Origin of the sequence: Ensifer sp., from assembly GCF_031989085.1 — a bacterium.
GTDB lineage: Bacteria > Pseudomonadota > Alphaproteobacteria > Rhizobiales > Rhizobiaceae > Ensifer.
Window position 1 is genome coordinate 52,020 of the sequence record NZ_DALZXU010000003.1, and the last position, 16,102, is coordinate 68,121.

The 16,102-nt window shown below is 63.4% G+C and carries 16 protein-coding genes; 5 read left to right on the top strand and 11 right to left on the bottom strand.

What is annotated here, in order from left to right; translation table 11 throughout:
- Positions 1-75 precede the first annotated feature (75 nt).
- Entirely contained in the window at positions 76-1,014 is a 939-nt protein-coding gene (locus RTP54_RS17370) for a LysR family transcriptional regulator (protein WP_112833312.1), read from the bottom strand.
- Between the two features lie 422 nt (positions 1,015-1,436).
- Here RTP54_RS17370 and RTP54_RS17375 point away from each other — a divergent pair, with 422 nt between their 5' ends.
- The 3 genes from RTP54_RS17375 to RTP54_RS17385 all read left to right on the top strand — a co-directional run bounded on the left by RTP54_RS17375 (position 1,437) and on the right by RTP54_RS17385 (position 4,734).
- Entirely contained in the window at positions 1,437-3,227 is a 1,791-nt protein-coding gene (locus RTP54_RS17375; protein ID WP_312364550.1) for a PAS domain-containing methyl-accepting chemotaxis protein, read from the top strand.
- A 57-nt stretch (positions 3,228-3,284) separates the two neighbouring features.
- On the top strand, positions 3,285-4,241 hold the full coding sequence (locus tag RTP54_RS17380) for an HD domain-containing phosphohydrolase (protein ID WP_312364552.1): 957 nt from the start codon (positions 3,285-3,287) through the stop codon (positions 4,239-4,241).
- Between the two features lie 106 nt (positions 4,242-4,347).
- Positions 4,348-4,734, top strand: coding sequence for a YciI family protein (locus RTP54_RS17385; RefSeq protein WP_112811872.1), 387 nt, complete (start codon positions 4,348-4,350; stop codon positions 4,732-4,734).
- Between the two features lie 68 nt (positions 4,735-4,802).
- Here RTP54_RS17385 and RTP54_RS17390 read toward each other — a convergent pair whose 3' ends face one another.
- Positions 4,803-5,513: a YczE/YyaS/YitT family protein gene (locus tag RTP54_RS17390; protein WP_112811871.1), complete on the bottom strand. Its 711-nt coding sequence runs from the start codon at positions 5,511-5,513 to the stop codon at positions 4,803-4,805.
- Positions 5,514-5,690: 177 nt separating this feature from the next.
- Positions 5,691-7,418 carry an amidohydrolase family protein gene (locus tag RTP54_RS17395; RefSeq protein WP_312364557.1) on the bottom strand — a complete coding sequence of 576 codons (1,728 nt, stop codon included), beginning with the start codon at positions 7,416-7,418 and terminating at the stop codon, positions 5,691-5,693.
- A 186-nt stretch (positions 7,419-7,604) separates the two neighbouring features.
- Here RTP54_RS17395 and RTP54_RS17400 point away from each other — a divergent pair, with 186 nt between their 5' ends.
- The gene (locus RTP54_RS17400) at positions 7,605-8,507 is read left to right on the top strand and encodes a LysR family transcriptional regulator (RefSeq protein WP_112811869.1); all 903 of its coding nucleotides are present in this window, start codon (positions 7,605-7,607) and stop codon (positions 8,505-8,507) included.
- Between the two features lie 20 nt (positions 8,508-8,527).
- On the opposite strand, the gene RTP54_RS17405 is transcribed toward RTP54_RS17400, so the two are convergent.
- From RTP54_RS17405 to RTP54_RS17420, 4 genes are all read right to left on the bottom strand, one after another.
- Positions 8,528-8,986: a MarR family transcriptional regulator gene (locus RTP54_RS17405; RefSeq protein WP_312364561.1), complete on the bottom strand. Its 459-nt coding sequence runs from the start codon at positions 8,984-8,986 to the stop codon at positions 8,528-8,530.
- Positions 8,987-9,006: 20 nt separating this feature from the next.
- A complete protein-coding gene (locus RTP54_RS17410) occupies positions 9,007-10,149 on the bottom strand; it encodes an Acg family FMN-binding oxidoreductase (protein WP_312364563.1) in 1,143 nt (380 codons plus the stop codon).
- Between the two features lie 113 nt (positions 10,150-10,262).
- Complete coding sequence (locus RTP54_RS17415) at positions 10,263-10,826, bottom strand: GNAT family N-acetyltransferase (RefSeq protein WP_312364565.1); 564 nt, start codon at positions 10,824-10,826, stop codon at positions 10,263-10,265.
- Positions 10,827-10,835: 9 nt separating this feature from the next.
- The gene (locus tag RTP54_RS17420) at positions 10,836-11,474 is read right to left on the bottom strand and encodes an FMN-binding negative transcriptional regulator (RefSeq protein ID WP_312364567.1); all 639 of its coding nucleotides are present in this window, start codon (positions 11,472-11,474) and stop codon (positions 10,836-10,838) included.
- Between the two features lie 74 nt (positions 11,475-11,548).
- Here RTP54_RS17420 and RTP54_RS17425 point away from each other — a divergent pair, with 74 nt between their 5' ends.
- A complete protein-coding gene (locus RTP54_RS17425; protein ID WP_312364569.1) occupies positions 11,549-13,051 on the top strand; it encodes a PLP-dependent aminotransferase family protein in 1,503 nt (500 codons plus the stop codon).
- Here RTP54_RS17425 and RTP54_RS17430 read toward each other — a convergent pair.
- From RTP54_RS17430 to minC, 4 genes are all read right to left on the bottom strand, one after another.
- Entirely contained in the window at positions 13,048-14,148 is a 1,101-nt protein-coding gene (locus tag RTP54_RS17430; protein WP_312364571.1) for an NAD(P)/FAD-dependent oxidoreductase, read from the bottom strand. The two genes, RTP54_RS17425 and RTP54_RS17430, sit on opposite strands and share 4 nt — an antisense overlap.
- 79 nt (positions 14,149-14,227) lie before the next feature.
- The gene (gene minE / locus RTP54_RS17435) at positions 14,228-14,491 is read right to left on the bottom strand and encodes a cell division topological specificity factor MinE (protein ID WP_077501524.1); all 264 of its coding nucleotides are present in this window, start codon (positions 14,489-14,491) and stop codon (positions 14,228-14,230) included.
- Positions 14,488-15,303: a septum site-determining protein MinD gene (gene minD, locus RTP54_RS17440; protein WP_112811863.1), complete on the bottom strand. Its 816-nt coding sequence runs from the start codon at positions 15,301-15,303 to the stop codon at positions 14,488-14,490. Before minD ends, minE begins: the two co-directional genes overlap by 4 nt.
- Before the next feature lie 31 nt (positions 15,304-15,334).
- On the bottom strand, positions 15,335-16,078 hold the full coding sequence (gene minC, locus RTP54_RS17445) for a septum site-determining protein MinC (protein ID WP_312364573.1): 744 nt from the start codon (positions 16,076-16,078) through the stop codon (positions 15,335-15,337).
- Between the last annotated feature and the right edge of the window lie 24 nt (positions 16,079-16,102).

Here is a 16,102-nt window from a genome sequence, read left to right on the forward strand (position 1 = left end):
AGCGCGCTTCCTGCAGGGCCAATCGCATTTCGGAATTGCAGCAATTCCGCTAGGGAATGAGCCGGATCGGCGCGGCTATCTATCTGACGAAACGTCGAATTCTGCGGTGCCCACGGCTGACGGCGGGGCAGGATTTTCTTCGACCATGCTCTCGAGAACATGGAGCATCGTCGCAATCGGCGCATCCGACTTGCGATTTTCGCGATAGATGAAGGACAAGGGGCACAGCGGGATGACGCCTTCCCACATCACCAGGTCGCCGTTTGCGACATCGCTTCGCGAGACTTCTTCGCGCATCAGGCAAAGGCCGACGCCGCTCTTGACGAGACTGATCATCGAGGATTCCTGATCGACCTCGATTGCCGCCGTTGGTGGCGCGACACCGGCATCCGCAAACAGGTCATGCAGGATGCGGTGCTGCGAGCTCTGCAAATTCGGCCCGACCCACGGAAGGCCCGCCAGGTCCTGCAGCGTCGCTCCGTGAAGCTTCTGCGCCCAACTTGCCGGCGCAATGACGACATAGACGACTTTTCGCAGCTCGAGCGCACCCATGCCCGGCATCTCCACCCGTCCAAGATAATAGCCGGCGTCAAGATCGCCGGCGGTGACCTGCTGCGCTATCTCGCCCGAAATGCCGTGCTTGAGCTTGACGTCGATCATCGGATGCCACTGCAGCATGCGGGCGAGAAACTCGCCGAGCCGCAGCGATTCCGGATCGACGATGGTGCCGAGCTTCACTGTTCCGGCAACCTCGCCTCTGAGCTGGGCGGCCTTGTTGGTCAGCGCCATCGCGGAGCTCAGCGTGACCTCGGCCAGGTGAAAGATCTCCTTGCCGCTTTTCGTCAGAAATACGCCGCTCGGCGTGCGCTCGAACAGGGTCAGGCCCAATTCTTCCTCAAGCGCCTTGATGTGCTTGGAAACGGCCGGCTGACTGACATGAAGCTGCTCGGACGCGCGGGTCAGGTGCTGGCAGCGCGCCACGGCGAGGAAGGTTCTGAGCTGATAAATTTCCATGGAAACGTACCTGATGCATATGCGGCACTTGGGCAAGGGGGGCTTTTCTGGTCAGGCAGCAGCGCCTTACCTTTGAGCGCCGTCAACCGCTGAAACCCGCCCTCAGCAAAGCAGCCTTCGCATCGCCGATCAAGCTTACGCGTGCCCACCAGCGCGCGCAGCCGTCGAAGACGTCAACTCAAGATCTGCAACCCAAAGGGAATCGTAAACGAACTTTCGTCCCGCCTCGCGGTATTAACGCCGCGTTAAATCGTGCATGCGAAATATAGCCAGGCAAAATCTGGGGGTTACGCATGCGCATGATGCGCCGATGGTAACGCCTGTTTGCGATGATGTGCGTTCAGGCTGTGTAACGGCGCTCCCGCGTGCGAGTGCCAGCTTCGCCACGGCCGCAGATCTGCCCCTTACAAAGGACTTTCCAGATGAAACGTTTTTCGGTTGCCTTCGGCTCCGAGGCCAAGGCCGTGCGCGATGCGATGTCCCGCTCCCAGGCGATGATCGAATTCGACCTCACCGGCCGGATCCTCGATGCCAACGCGAATTTCTGCGCCACGATGGGCTACGAGCTCAAGGAAATCGTCGGACATCACCACAGGCTCTTCGTCGATCCCGCCGAGGCCGCATCGCCCGACTATCAGGCGTTCTGGGCAAAGCTTGCCCGGGGTGAATTCGACCGCCGGCAATACAAGCGCCTCGGCAAGGGCGGCAGGGAGATCTGGATCGAGGCGTCCTACAATCCCGTGTTCAGGGCCGGCCGGCCCTACAAGGTGATCAAGCTTGCAACGGATATCACCGAATACAAGCGCAAGAGCGCCGAGGACGCCGGCAAGCTTGCCGCGCTTTCGCGCGCGCAGGCCGTGATCGAGTTCACGACGACAGGCGAGATCCTGAACGCGAACGAGAATTTCCTCACGACGCTCGGCTACGAGCTCTCGGAGGTCAAAGGCAAGCATCATTCGATGTTCTGCGAGCCGGACTACGTCACCAGCGACGCGTATCGCCAATTCTGGCAGCGGCTCGCCGGCGGCGCATTCGTCACCGACGAATTCATGCGGCTCGGCAAGGGCGGGCGCAAGGTGTTCATCCAGGCGTCCTATAACCCGATCTTCGACATGAACGGCAAGGTCTTCAAGGTCGTGAAGTTCGCAACCGACGTCACCGGTCGCGTGAGCAATGTGGAGGTGCTTGCAAACGCGTTGCAGTCGCTCTCCGACGGCGACCTGACGCAGACGCTCGACACCGCTTTCATCCCGACGCTCGACAAGCTGCGGGTGGATTTCAACGCCGCGGCCGCAAAACTGAAGGCCGCGATGCAGGCCGTCGCCGAGAACGCGCGCGCGATCGCCGCCGGCGCGCAGCAGGTTCGATCCGTCTGTGACGATCTGTCGAAACGCACGGAACAGCAGGCCGCTTCCGTGGAGGAAACAGCCTCCGCTCTCGAACAGATCACCACGACGGTTGCCGACAGCAGCCGTCGTGCGGAAGACGCCGGCGCGCAGGTGCGCCAGACGCGCGACAACGCCGAGCAATCCGGCTCGGTCATGCGCAGCGCCGTCGAAGCGATGGGCATGATCGAAACCTCGTCGGCGGAGATCTCCAACATCATCGGCGTCATCGACGAGATCGCCTTCCAGACCAACCTGCTGGCGCTCAACGCTGGCGTCGAGGCCGCCCGCGCGGGCGATGCCGGCAAGGGGTTTGCGGTCGTGGCGCAGGAGGTGCGCGAGCTTGCCCAGCGTTCCGCAAAGGCTGCAAAGGAGATCAAGGCGCTGATCGGCGCATCCAACGGTCACGTCAAACGCGGCGCGACGCTCGTCGGCAAGACGGGCGCCGCGCTCGAAGAGATCGTCTCGCGGGTCCTCGAGGTCAACGACAATGTCGGCGCGATCGTCGAGGCGTCGAAGGAGCAGGCGACCGGCTTGAAGGAGATCAACCAGGCCGTCACCACCATGGACCGGGGCACGCAGCAGAATGCCGCCATGGTGGAAGCCTCCGCCGCCGCCGCACGCCGGCTCGCGGGCGAAGCCGAGGCGCTTTTCCAACTGCTTGGCCAGTTCGAGATCGGCGCGGCTGCGCCGTCTGCCGCAGGGGCGCGACGGGGCATGGCGGTCGCTTCGGGACCTGCGGCCCTTGCGCGACAGCGCCCGTCCCCGAGGATGTCCGCGGTCGTTCGTGGTAATGTTGCCCTCGCCGACGAATGGCAGGAGTTCTGATCATTCCCGGCATTCGAACATCCCGTTTCATGACCTAGGCATCGGCTCAGGAGAGGCATGCGCAAGCGAATACGAAGGCATCAGGTCCGGCTCGGCATGTTTGTCGAGGAACTCGAGGGCGGCGCAAGTGAGGCGGCGCTGCGCCGCGGCTTTCTGCTGAGCACGGCAACGGAGGTCGACCGTGTCCGCAACAGCAAGGTCATCAGCGTCCTGATCAACGTCCAGAAGGGTTGCGACATCGCGGCCTCTTCGCGGGACGCGCCGACCTTCGCGCAGTCTGCCTTCACCATTACAGCTGCCGAAAACAAGGCGGTCACGCAAACGATCGACCAGACGAAGCACCTTCTGGCCGGCGTGTTTACCGATGCCCGGCTCAGCGGGACGGTCGCGCTCGACCGGGCGCAGGACGCCGTCGAGAAGATCGCCTCCGCCGTCGAGCACAACCCGATTGCCCTCATCGGCATCAGCCGGCTGAAGAAGAAGGACGAATACACGTTCCTGCATTCGATCGCCGTCAGCGGCTTGATGGTGCATTTCGGCCGATGGCTGAAGCTCGACGAGCGAACGGTGCAGATCCTGGGCCTCAGCGGTTTGCTGCACGATATCGGCAAGCTGCTGCTGCCGAAGGGGCTGCTCAACAAGGCCGAGCGGCTCGATGAGCAGGAGATCGCGCAGATCCGCACGCATACGCGGCGCGGCTACGATCTGCTGCGGGCCAACGGCAACGTTCCCGAAACGGTGCTCGACGTCTGCCTTCATCACCATGAGCATGTCGACGGCGGCGGCTACCCCGACCGCCTTCGCGGCGAGCAGCTCTCCATGCCGGTGCGCATCGCCTCCATCTGCGACGTCTACGATGCGATGACGACGCTCAGGCCCTACAAACGCGCCTGGAGCCCGGCGGAAACCATACAGATGATGTACGGCTCAAAAGGGCATTTCGACCGGGCGCTTCTGTCGGAATTCGTCGCAAGTCTCGAACCGTTCCTGAAACAGAAGTCCCAGCACCCATAGGCGCAGCACCGATCGGACGATATGCTTTGCATCGGCGCGCGACCCGCATGTGACCGTCGTGTGCCTGGCAGGTGCGAAACGCGAAGGCGCGCAAGGGAGATGCTCGATGTATTACGCCATCCTCGCCTATCATGAAGAGGGAGTGGTTCAGTCCTGGAGCCAGGAGGAGGACGCGGCGCTGATGACCGACCTGCTCGAGGTCAACGATCGTCTCGTGCGCGCCAGGTCGCTCGGGCCCGCTGCCCGACTGGGGGCGACCGAGCGCGCCGTGACGCTCCGGGGCAAGGGCGAGGGCACTGTCATCGACGGCCCCTTTGCCGAAACCAAGGAGCAGCTGCTCGGCTTCTACGTCGTCGACTTCCCGACGATCGAGGCGGCGATCGGCGCTGCCCGCGAACTGCGCCGCGCCAATCCGACGGCGGTCTACGAAATCCGGCCGATATCGCTCTATGTTCCCGGTGCGTCCCTGCCGGGCAGCGACGCAAATACGTAGGTTTTTACTTACGCAAATGGCAGGGCTTTCCGCCTGGGAGAGCCCTGCCCCGGTCCTTGCCGGCATGGTTATTCGGCGGCGGTTCCCAGTCCTTGCGCCGAAGGCGCGGCCTTCTTCGCCTGCATTCGTCTGTAGAGGAAGAAGTAGAGCCGGATGTACTGGCCGACCAGCACGGCGTTCAGCACGGTGCCTTCACGGATGAAGGGGATATCCGACAGGAAGGCAAGACCGATGAAGGCCGACACCACCAGCAGCGCGCAGTCGTAGCCGGTCTTGATGTTGCCCCACTTCCAGCCCGTGCGCTTGCAGAGCGTGTTGACGAACATGTCCATCGGCATCAGCACGAGATTGGCCCGGATCATCAAGAACAGGCCGAAGGCCAGCGCCGCATCTGCAAAGACCAGCAGCGCCACTTTCGCATAGTAGATGTCGAGCTTGACGAATTCGGTGATACCCAAGTTGAAGTCGAGGAACACCGCGAGCGCGAATGCCGGCAGCAGCGATGCAAAGCTCTTCAGCTTGAAATCCTTGGGCAGAACCAGATAGGTCAGCGTCAGCATGACCAGTTCGGTGATGAAATTGTAGGTGCCCTGGCTGAGCGGCGGATAGACCAACGTCATCGTCCGCGTCAGGCTGCTGAGCGGCGATACGCCGATGCCGGCCCGAATCGCCAGGCTGACCCCGAAGGTGAGCACATAGATGCCCACCACATACATGATCCAACGCCTAACCAGGCTGCCGGTATCGACGATTTCGGCCTCGTCCGTCTTCTGTCCCATTGTCTACTCTCCTCCCAGATTGTCCTGTTGCCCTGTCGCAGCCGCCATTTCAACGGCTGCCGGCAAATCGTGTGATGATTTCCCGGATGTCGCGGCTTCCTCCGTCCGCTCGATCCGCGGTCCCCCGCTTCGGGCAGGCACCGCAGCGCCTGCCCGTCGTCCGCCTCCAAGCGCCCCTCAGGCCATCAAACGGAACCGGTGCAGCGAGATGAAGAGGCTCAAGAGCTTGTTCACGACCGGCTCGCCCTCGTTGCGGTTGCCCATCTCTTCAAGGGCCGCATCGATCGCGCCGGCGGCGGCCGTCAATTCGCTGACGGTCATGTCGGCCATGACGCCGTAGATATCGAGCGGCATGACGGCCTTCTCCACCTTGGCCTCGGTGACGATGCAGGCGCCGGCATAGGTGTCGACGCGGCGGGCGCAATGGCACATTTCCTCGCTGTCCTGTCCGACGACGACGAAGTAGGGCTTTGGCGCCGGCCAGAAGGTGGCGACCGCGCCACGGTTCACATAAACGCCCTTGAAGAGACCGTTGACCACATGGCGCTTGCCGTCGGCATAGCGCTGGATCACCGACAGCCGGCTGAGTTTCACGCCCTCGTGTTCGCAGACCACCTTGCCGTCCCTCAGCGGCACCCAGACCTCCTGGTAGAACTTCGCGTGGCCGCGGCCATAGACGTCGAACAGATAGACCTTGGCCTGGCTACCATCCTCGGAAACTTCCAGCGGCACGATGTTGAGCTGGTCCGGCGTCAGGTCGTCGAGACCGGGCACGCCCTTCTTGCGCATGCCGAAATAGTCGATATCGGCGTTCTTGAGGAGCTTGCGATCCCTTGCTACGAGTTCGCCGTCCTTGAAGACGTAGAGCGGGTTGATCTTCGACAGGCTGTCGGTCAAGACGATATCGGCAAACCGGCCGGGGGTGAGTGAGCCGATCCGGTCTTCCATGTGGAACGACCTTGCGGTGTTGTAGGTCGCCATCTTGATCGCATGGATCGGGTTGAAACCCATCTCGGCGCAGAGCGAGATGATCCAGTCCATGTGGCCCATGGTCAGCAGGCGCTCGATGGAGATGTTGTCGGTGCACAGCATGAAGTTGTCGGTCGGCCATTTCCGATCGACGATGGCGCGCAATAGGATCTTGATGACCTCGCTGCTGCCGACGCCAAACTTGATGTGTGTCGGAAAGCCGTAGCGGATGCTCTTTTCGATGTCCTTCTCGTTCCAGACATCGTGATTGTTCGATACCCCGATCGCCGGCAGATAATTGAGCACCATGTCGGACAGCGCGGTCACGCCCCAGTGGCCGTTCATGAAGCCGCCTTTGGCGCGCACCCAGGCCGCCTTGCGGAAATCGTCGTCATCGCCCGAGCTGTAGGTGAAGTGCTCGAATTCACCGAGCCCGATGACCGGCTCCATGTTCAAGACCGCCTCGGTGACGCTGGCCGCCGTCTTCTTGCCCGGCGCGAAGGCATAGAGCCGATAGGGCAGCTTGTCATAGTCCTTGAACAGGCTCTCGGCCGCCTTGGCGCCCTCTTCTCCCGCAGCACTCAGGAGATCGAGGCACTCGGCATAGATGGTCGTCGTGCCGCAGGGAACCATCGCCTCTGCCAGTGCGGTCGGATGCGCCAGCTGCGATTCGAAGTGAATATGGGCGTCGATCAGGCCGGGGATCGCATAGAGCCCCTTGCCGTCGAAAACATCCTTCACCTTCAGGATCGTCTCGTCGGGATTGAGCGCGACGATGCGCTTGTCATAAATGAGGATCGATCCCTGATAGACGGTCTCGCCGTGCACATCGAGGATGTTGAGGTTCTTCAGGAGAAGGTCGGCCTCCCTCTCTCCATTCAGGATGTCAAAGATGGCGCGCACTTTGTCGTAGTGAACGGCTTCGTTTGTGTTCACGCATTTTCCTCCACTTGCATGTCTCGTCCGATACCGGGCGACGCCGGACCGGTCCCGGCCGGCCCCTTGTGCCGACCGCCCCGTTTGTCTGCGGCCATAAGAAGTCATTGCACCGCTTCCGAAAAGCAGTATTTTCTGCGCATTGCGTTCGCTTTTCGAGAGCGCTTAAGACGAGGAATTCCGGTCATGCTGCACTCACGCGTCCTGCGCTATATCGACGAAGTCGCGCGCTCAGGCTCAATCCGCGCCGCCGGCGAACGGCTCAATGTGGCCGCATCGGCAATCAACAAGCACGTGCTGCAGCTGGAAGAGATGATTGGCGAACCGCTGTTCGAACGATTGCCAAGAGGGCTGAGGCTGACGCCCGCCGGCGAGATCCTGGTTGCCCATGTGCGCCGGACCATCAAGGAATACAGCCAGGTCGAGGCAGAAATCCGTGACCTCAAGGCGCTGCAGAGCGGTGAGGTGATCATCGCCACCATGAACGGGCTTGCCGGCGGCATCGTGCCGAAGGCGGCGGCCAAGTTCTGCGCCCGCCATCCGCGATTGAAGATTTCGATCCGGGTGATGTTCATCCACGACATCGTCCAGGCGGTGATCGATGGCGAGGCCGATCTCGGCCTTGCCTTCAACCTGCCGCCGTCACCGCAGCTCGAAACGCTGTGGAAGATGGACACGCGGCTCGGCGCCGTGGTCTCTCCCGAACATCCGCTCGTCGGGCTCGACACCCTGCCGCTTGCCCATTGCGAGCCCTATCCCCTCATCTTCGCCGACAAGTCGATGCTGATCCACGGTATCGTCGCCGACGCCTTCGCCAATGCCGGGTTGACGGTCGAGCCGGCGTTTCTCACCAACTCGATCGAGGCGATGAAGTGCCTTGCCGCAGCCGGCGACGGCATTGCCTTTCTCAGCAAGTTCGATATCGCCGAGGAGCAGCGCAACGGCGTGCTGACCTATCTGCAGATCCGCGACCGCACCTTCGGGAAGAACGTGCTTTCCCTCGTGCAGCGGGAAAAGCGCAGCCACGGCCTTGCCACCTCGATGTTCGCCGAGGAGATCACCCGCGCGCTGCGCGCAACGACGGAGTGATCGACGGCCGCGCCGAGGCATCAGCGGCCGTCCGGGCGGTTGGCGCGTTCGGCATCGAGGATCTTGCGGACGCGCTGCAGGGCGGGAAGGCTCGCTTCCAGCTCGGCGCGATCAAACAGCGAGGAGACTGTCGCCAAGGCCCGCGTCACATCGCCGATCGCGGCCAGTCGGAATGCCCGGCCGGCCGGTGTCAGGAAAACCCTCTTCGAACGGCCATCCCTCGGATTTGCCCTGATCTCGACCAGCGCGCGTTTCTCCAGCACCGACAGCGTGTGGGTCATCGTCGCCTTCGTCACCTGCATGGCATTGGCGATCGCGAGCGGCGTCGTGCCTTCGCCGACGCGGTAGAGATGGTTCAGCGTCGCGAAGTGCGAGCTGTGCAGCCCGTCAGGGAGGTGTCGGTTGAGAAAGGCCTGGGACAATTGGCTGACGATGCCGATTTCATTGAAGAACGCAAAGATGAGGGTATCGTCGTCCAAGGCGCATGCTCCAGCCACATTCAGATGATCTTGGCATCCAGCGGCCATCGCGGGCTGGGCTCAACGGCGGAAGCATAACCGAGCCGCCCCAGCATTTGAACGGTCCCGCCATCCGGCGACAGCATTTTGTGCGCTTGCCGGTAGTGTCCGGCCATCTCGGGGAACTCCTGCAGCGCCTGGCTCAGGGGTTGCAGGCCCGTTCCAAGCGCCGTGGCTGTCAGATTGATGCGCACCCAGTCGCGGCCGGCAGCAATCTGCTCGGCACGGCTGTTGCCCGGTGTCGTCAGCCAGATATGCGCCATGGCCGTGTCGGTGTTGGCGAGCAGCGCCGCACGCCCTTGCGCAAAGGCGGCCGACGTCGTGTCGAGCGCTTGTTCGCGGCTCAATTGCCCGAGCGCGGCAAGGCTGTCGAACAGGGCTCCGCCAAGGTCGATGCCATCGGGATTGGCGTCGATTTCGGCCTTGCCTATCCGCAGCAGGTCGACGCTTTCCTTGTAGGTCCGCTGCGTGTTGATCTCCAGCTCCAGGGCCGCATGGGTCAACGCCCTCAGCGTCGCGACCGTGGCTGGCGCATTGCTCGATCCCGCCAGGGCGCCGTGACGAACGGAGGCGCCAAGTGCGGCAAGCACCTCTCCCGGCACGGGCCTGGTGAGATCGAAAGGCTCCTTCAGCGACCGGCGCGCAAGGATCCGCTGAAAGAGCGGATCGGCAGCGATCCCCGGGTCTTTTTCAAAGCGGATCACGGCAACCGGGCGGCCGTCGAGCGCCTGCGGGTCGCTGCCATCAGGAAAGAGCGATACGTCCAGCCGGTAATTCTGCGTCGAGGCGGCGATGGCCATCTGCTCGATGAAGCAACCGAGGCCTATCGTGATCTGGCGGTTGTGGGGATCGGTCTGCGGCAACAGGCGGGTGGTGTCGACGTGGAGCGTCACCTGATCCTCGACACGGAGGTCGACGAGCCATGGCTGCCGGTTGTGCGGATTGGGCGCAAGGATCGCGTAGGAGAGCGCCATGCGCCGTGGATCCTGGCCAGCCATACCGGCCCGCGCCCAGGGCGCCAGCGCGCGGTCGGGCCTGCGGGTAAAGACAAAGGCCGCAGATGCGCCGGCCGCCGCCAGCACAACACCTCCGCCCAGCACGGCCAGAAACTGTCTCTTCCTCATAGCCCTCTCCATCTGGTTCGATATCAAACCAATTAGTATGACATCGAACCAGAGTCAACGAGGCACAAGCTGAGGAAGTGACGGCTGGGGTTAAGGGGACATGGGACGCCGGATCACATGCTGGCCGCCCTGTCCGTCACCACCCGGCGCCAGTCGTCCCGCCCCAGGCGGAAGCACATCCAGGGCGATGGTGTTCCAGAAAGGTCCAGCGTCGCGTCGTAGACGTGTTGCGCGCCGAGTTTGCCCGTCGCCTTCTGCGAACGGATGTTGGTCGGGGCGATATGAAACCAGACGTCGGGATAGGCAGCAAAGGCATGGTCGAGCATCAGCCGCTTCATTTCGAAGTTGGTGCCGCCACCCCAATAGGCGTTGTTGAGGAAGGTGAAGCCGATCGACACGCTGTCCGGCATGTCGGGGGCGACATAGTAGCGCGAGCAGCCGATGATCTCGTCTTTCCGCCGATCGACGGCCACAAGCGTCGTTCCGCTCGCCAACAGCACGGCGAAATAGGGCTCGAACTTGTCCCGCTTGTAGCGGTCCGTTGCCGGATGCCCCGCCCAGACATCCGGATCGCTCGCGGCAGAATAGAGCCCCTCGAGATCGCCGGCCGCCATCGGCCTGAGGTGAATGGCTTCGCCACGCAATGTCGGCTGCGGATTGAAATCAGGTTTGAACATGACTGTGTCTCACGATGACGAGGATGGGCCGGGGATCATGCCGGCGATGGCGCGGTCCGATGGGCGCCGACTTTCAAGAAGGCCGGTCCGCACCCCCGTCCGATCCGCTTCGGAGCGGTTCTGGCTGAGCTTGCGCTTGCCGGTCAGGCGCGAAATCGGCATGCGGATCCCGACGATGCCACGCAACTGTGCGCCGATGAATGCCGGCGGGGCGTCGGCGACGGACCACGGGTTGGCGGTCTCCCCCTCATGAAGTTCGGTCAACCGCTTGACGATATCGAGAAGACGGGCGGGATCATCGAAGAATTCGACCGGGCCTTTGGCCTCGACAGCGGTGTAGTTCCAGGTCGGAACCACCTTTCCGTGTTCGGCCTTCGCGGCATACCAGGTCGGCGTGACATAGGCGTCGGGCCCCATGAAGACTGCCAGACCATCGCCGAGAACAGGTATCTGCCATTGCGGGTTCGGCCGGGCGAGATGGGCATAGAGGGTGCCGCTTTCGCCTTCGTCCGCATCGATCAACATCGGTAGCGGCGTCGCCACCGGCCCCTCTTCGGTCGCGGTAATGAAGGTGGCAATGCGGCACGCCCGCATCATCGCGTGTATCTCGCTTTTATCGTCGACCACGAAAGCTGGCGGCGTGTACATCGGTTTCTCCTTGAACTGGTCGAACCATCGGCGTTAACTGGCACAAGATAAACATCCAGTTTTGGAGATTTTCATTGGGCCAGTTGAGGGGCGAGCGGCCAGGGCGTGCCGGTGCCACCCGGCGGATCTACCTCGACTTGCGCGAACAGATCAGCGCCGGGGTCTTTGCTCCGGGCGACAGGCTGCCGTCGAGCCGGGCGCTCGCCGATGAACTGGGCGTGTCCCGAACGACGGTGACCGCGGCCGTCGACCAGTTGGTCTCCGAGGGCTACGTCACCAGCCATCAGGGCGCGGCATCGCGCGTCTCGGACATGGCGCGCGCCACGCGCGAGCATCCGCGCCCGGCCGGGCATGGCCCTGAACGGCCGCTATCAGGCTATGCCGGTCGCGTGATGGCGCTTCCGATCCATTATCCCGAAAGGCAACAGGCGCTGGAGTTCGATTTTCGCTACGGCGATATCGCCGCCGCCGATTTCCCGACATTGCTGTGGCGGCGGGCGATGAATGCGGCGCTGCTCAAGCGCCGCGACAGCCTGTCCTACGCGCCGCCGGCCGGCGTCGCCGCACTCAGACAGGAGCTCCAGGGCTATCTCTGGCGGGTGCGCGGCATTCGTTGCGATCCCGATCAGATCGTCGTTGTTTCCGGCTCGCAGCAGGCACTCGATCTTAGCGCCCGCGTTCTCGTCGATTGCGGCGACCGCGTCGTCATCGAGAACCCGTGTTACGCGATGGCCCGCAACGTCATGGCAGCGGCCGGCGCCGATATCACCGCCGTCCGTTGCGACGATGCCGGAATTCTCGTCGAAGATCTGCCGCGCCAGGGAAAATCCGCCCTCGCCTACGTCACGCCGAGCCACCAGTTTCCATTGGGCGGTGTCCTGCCGCAGAACCGGCGCGAACTGCTGCTCGCCTGGGCCTATGCGGAAGGCGCCTATATCGTCGAGGACGATTACGACGGCGAATACCGTTACGACGTGAAGCCGATACCGCCGCTGTTTCAATCGGATCAGGATCGGGTGATCTATGTCGGCACGGTGTCGAAGACGCTGTCGCCGGCGCTGAGGCTCGGCTATCTCGTCGTTCCACGGCCGTTGATCGACGTCTTCGTAAAGTGCAAGCAACTGGCCGACCGTCACAGCCCGAGCCTGGAACAGGAAGCGCTTGCGATCCTTCTGGCGACTGGCTCCTACGAGCGCCATGTTCGCAAGATGCGCCGGTCCAACGCCGAGCGTCGCGCCGCGCTGATCGCCGCCCTGAAATCGTGCTTTGGCGAGACGATAGAGATCGTCGGCACATCGGCAGGGCTGCATGTCGTCGTGTGGTTTCGTGCGATCGCCGCCGAGCATGAGGCCCGGCTGATCGACGTCGCCCGTGCGGGCGGCATTGGCATCTATCCGGTATCGCCGCTCTATTTCGATTGCAAGCCGGCGCTGGCCGGCCTGATCCTCGGCTACGCCTCGCTGAAGCCGGAGCAATTGCGCCGCGGAATTGAGACGCTCGCTCTCGCCTTGAAGGACTTTGCGGCGTCCGCCCAGGACGGAGCCGCGGTCGAGCATGGCGTGAGACCCGGTCGCTAGATTTCCGTAACCCGCTTTGCCAGTGCCAGGGACGCGGTAAGACCGGGCGATTCGATGCCGAAAAGGTTGATCAGGCCCGGCACGCCATGCGCCCCCGGCCCCTGCAGGACGAAGTCCTGGATTGCCACGTCGGGCGGCACGATCTTCGGGCGGATGCCGGAATAGGCCGGCACCAGAGCGCCGTCCTTCAGATCGGGATAATAACGTCGCACGCCTGCATAGAAAGACGCGGCTTTTTCCGGATCGACATCATAGTTCAAGGTCTCGACCCACTCGATATCCGGCCCGAAACGGGCCTGGCCGGCCATGTCGAGCGTCAGGTGAATGCCGAGGCCACCCTTGACCGGCACCGGATAGATCAGCCGCGAAAACGGCTGCTTGCCGACATGCGAGAAATAATCGCCCTTGGCGTAAAATTCCCTCGGCACCAGCGCCTGCGGCATGCCCTCGATCCGGCTTGCGAGCCCTGGAGCGGCAAGGCCGGCGGCGTTGACGAACAGGCGGCAGGCGAGGCGCATGGGATCGGCGCCGCCGACATCGACGACGATGCCGCCCGGCGTAACCTTGCCGCGTTCGACGGGGCTGTTCAGCGCAAGTACCGCGCCGGCATTCTCGGCATCGCCAAGCAGTGACGTCATGTAGGCGTGGCTGTCGATGATGCCGGTCGACGGCGACAGCAGCGCGCCTGTCGTGGCGAGCGCAGGCTCGAGACCGCGCGCGTCCGCAGCCGAGATCTGGCGCAGGTCCGTCACGCCGTTTTCCGCCGCCCGGGCGGCGATAGTGGGCAAATGCGCCAATTCGGCAGCCGAGGTCGCGACGATCAGCTTGCCGCACTGCCGGTGGCCAATGCCGCGTTCGCGGCAATAATCATAAAGAAGAATTCTGCCTTCGACGCACAGCCGCGCCATCAGGCTGCCGGGCGGGTAGTAGATGCCGGCGTGGATGACCTCGCTGTTGCGCGAGGATGTCCCGCTGCCGATGCGATCGGCCGCTTCGACGAGGATCACCTCGCGGCCGGCTTGCGCCAGCTGACGCGCGACGGCGAGCCCGATGACCCCGGCGCCCGCAACGATGCACTCCACTTGCTCGACCGACATGGCAGACCCCGATACCGGCGCGCATCACTGATGACGCGCGCCGCAAGGACGATGCAGTAGCACGGAAACGGCGGAAGGGTCAGGCGGCCCGAGCGCTCGCCGCAAGCGGGATCTCGATGTCGACTTCCAGCGTCGTCACGTGCTCGCCACGGTCCATCTTGACGGTGACCTTGTCGTCGTCGATCTGCACATGCTTGGAGATGACCGCAAGGATCTCTTCCCTGAGGATCGCGACGAGGTCCGATTGGCCGACCGAGGCGCGCTCATGGGCCAACAGCACCTGCAGGCGCTCACGCGCCGTCGGGGCCGAGGTCTGCTTCTTGAAGAAACGGAAAATGCTCATGCTGCCCTCCGTCCGAAGATCTTGCCGAACAGGCCGCGCTTTTCACCCGGGATGGTCATCGGCACTGCTTCGCCGGCCAGTCGGCGGGCGGCGTCGAGATAGGCGAGCGCCGGGGCGGACTTGCTGTCGGCAAGCGTCACCGGAGCACCGATGTTGGATGCCCTGAGCACGTCCATGCTCTCGGGCACGATGCCGAGAAGCGGGATCGACAGGATTTCCAGCACGTCGTCGACCTTCAGCATGTCGCCGCGTTCGGCGCGCAGCGCATCATAGCGGGTGAGCAGCAGGTGTTTTTCGACCCGTTCACCGCGTTCGGCCTTCTCGGTCTTGGCGTCGAGCAGGCCGATGATCCGGTCGGAGTCGCGAACCGAGGAGACTTCCGGATTGGTGACGATCACCGCCATGTCGGCATGGCGCATGGCAAGCGTCGCGCCGCGCTCGATGCCCGCAGGGCTGTCGCAGATGATCCAGTCGAAATGCTTCTTCAGGTCGTTGATGACGCGCTCGACGCCTTCCGGCGTCAGGCTGTCCTTGTCGCGGGTCTGCGATGCCGGCAGCAGGAACAGCGTGTCGAGGCGCTTGTCGCGGATCAGCGCCTGCGGCAGCTTGGCGTCGCCCTGAATGACGTTGACCATGTCGTAGACGACCCGGCGCTCGGCACCCATGACGAGGTCGAGATTGCGCAGGCCGACATCGAAATCGACGACGACAGTCTTCTCGTTGCGCTGCGCGAGCGCCGCGCCGAGAGCAGCGGTCGACGTCGTCTTGCCGACGCCGCCTTTGCCCGATGTAACAACAACTACTTTCGCCATCTTCCGCTCCTGTTTCCTGGCCGGCACCGGCTCAGTTAAGTCTCTCTGCCATGATCGAATCGTCTTCGAGCCAAAGCTGCACCGATTGTCCGCGAAGTTCGGCGGCCATGTCGTCGGCGGTCTTGTAGACGCCGTCGATCGCCAGCAACTCCGCTTCCAGACGGCGGCAGAAGATGCGCGCCGAGGTGTTGCCCACCGAACCCGCAAGCGCCCGTCCGCGCAGCGCGCCGTAGATATGGATCGAACCACCGGCGATGATTTCCGCGCCTGACGCGACCGAGCCGATCACGGTCACGTCGCCCTCCGGAAAGATCACCGACTGGCCGGAGCGCACCGGCTCGCGCACGATGATCGAAGCGGTGGCGCGAGCCGCCGGCGTTTCCTGTCCGATGACGGTCACGACCTCTGGCGCCTTCGCCTCTCCGGCGATCAGTTCGCCCGCCGCGGCCTCGAATTCTGGCGCCGGTCGGCCGCCGCGCATCGACGGCGGCATGCCCGGCTCGAACAGCGACGGACGGCCGCCCTCGATCCCGAGAACGCGGACGTTGCGCGTGGCAAGCTCGTCGAGCAGGCCCTTCAACTGCGGCCGGTCGATCTCCAGGTCGACGATGTCGAGTACGACGGGCCGGCCAAGGAAAAACCCGGCCGAACGTGCGGCCAGATCGTCGAGCCGCGTCAGCCACTGATCGAGCGGCAGCTCCGGCGAAAGAGCCAGGCTCAGGAACGAGCGGCCCTTGATACGGATCGAACGAGCGTCTGTTAGCACTTTGATCATCTTCGTTAATTTTTCGTTGACGGG

What these genes read in the sequence shown, in the direction of transcription:
- RTP54_RS17370 (WP_112833312.1), bottom strand. Translation starts at nt 1,014, where the DNA reads ATGGAAATTTATCAGCTCAGAACCTTCCTCGCCGTGGCGCGCTGCCAG.
- RTP54_RS17375 (WP_312364550.1), top strand. Translation starts at nt 1,437, where the DNA reads ATGAAACGTTTTTCGGTTGCCTTCGGCTCCGAGGCCAAGGCCGTGCGC.
- RTP54_RS17380 (WP_312364552.1), top strand. Translation starts at nt 3,285, where the DNA reads ATGCGCAAGCGAATACGAAGGCATCAGGTCCGGCTCGGCATGTTTGTC.
- RTP54_RS17385 (WP_112811872.1), top strand. Translation starts at nt 4,348, where the DNA reads ATGTATTACGCCATCCTCGCCTATCATGAAGAGGGAGTGGTTCAGTCC.
- RTP54_RS17390 (WP_112811871.1), bottom strand. Translation starts at nt 5,513, where the DNA reads ATGGGACAGAAGACGGACGAGGCCGAAATCGTCGATACCGGCAGCCTG.
- RTP54_RS17400 (WP_112811869.1), top strand. Translation starts at nt 7,605, where the DNA reads ATGCTGCACTCACGCGTCCTGCGCTATATCGACGAAGTCGCGCGCTCA.
- RTP54_RS17410 (WP_312364563.1), bottom strand. Translation starts at nt 10,149, where the DNA reads ATGAGGAAGAGACAGTTTCTGGCCGTGCTGGGCGGAGGTGTTGTGCTG.
- RTP54_RS17415 (WP_312364565.1), bottom strand. Translation starts at nt 10,826, where the DNA reads ATGTTCAAACCTGATTTCAATCCGCAGCCGACATTGCGTGGCGAAGCC.
- RTP54_RS17420 (WP_312364567.1), bottom strand. Translation starts at nt 11,474, where the DNA reads ATGTACACGCCGCCAGCTTTCGTGGTCGACGATAAAAGCGAGATACAC.
- RTP54_RS17430 (WP_312364571.1), bottom strand. Translation starts at nt 14,148, where the DNA reads ATGTCGGTCGAGCAAGTGGAGTGCATCGTTGCGGGCGCCGGGGTCATC.
- minE (WP_077501524.1), bottom strand. Translation starts at nt 14,491, where the DNA reads ATGAGCATTTTCCGTTTCTTCAAGAAGCAGACCTCGGCCCCGACGGCG.
- minD (WP_112811863.1), bottom strand. Translation starts at nt 15,303, where the DNA reads ATGGCGAAAGTAGTTGTTGTTACATCGGGCAAAGGCGGCGTCGGCAAG.
- minC (WP_312364573.1), bottom strand. Translation starts at nt 16,078, where the DNA reads ATGATCAAAGTGCTAACAGACGCTCGTTCGATCCGTATCAAGGGCCGC.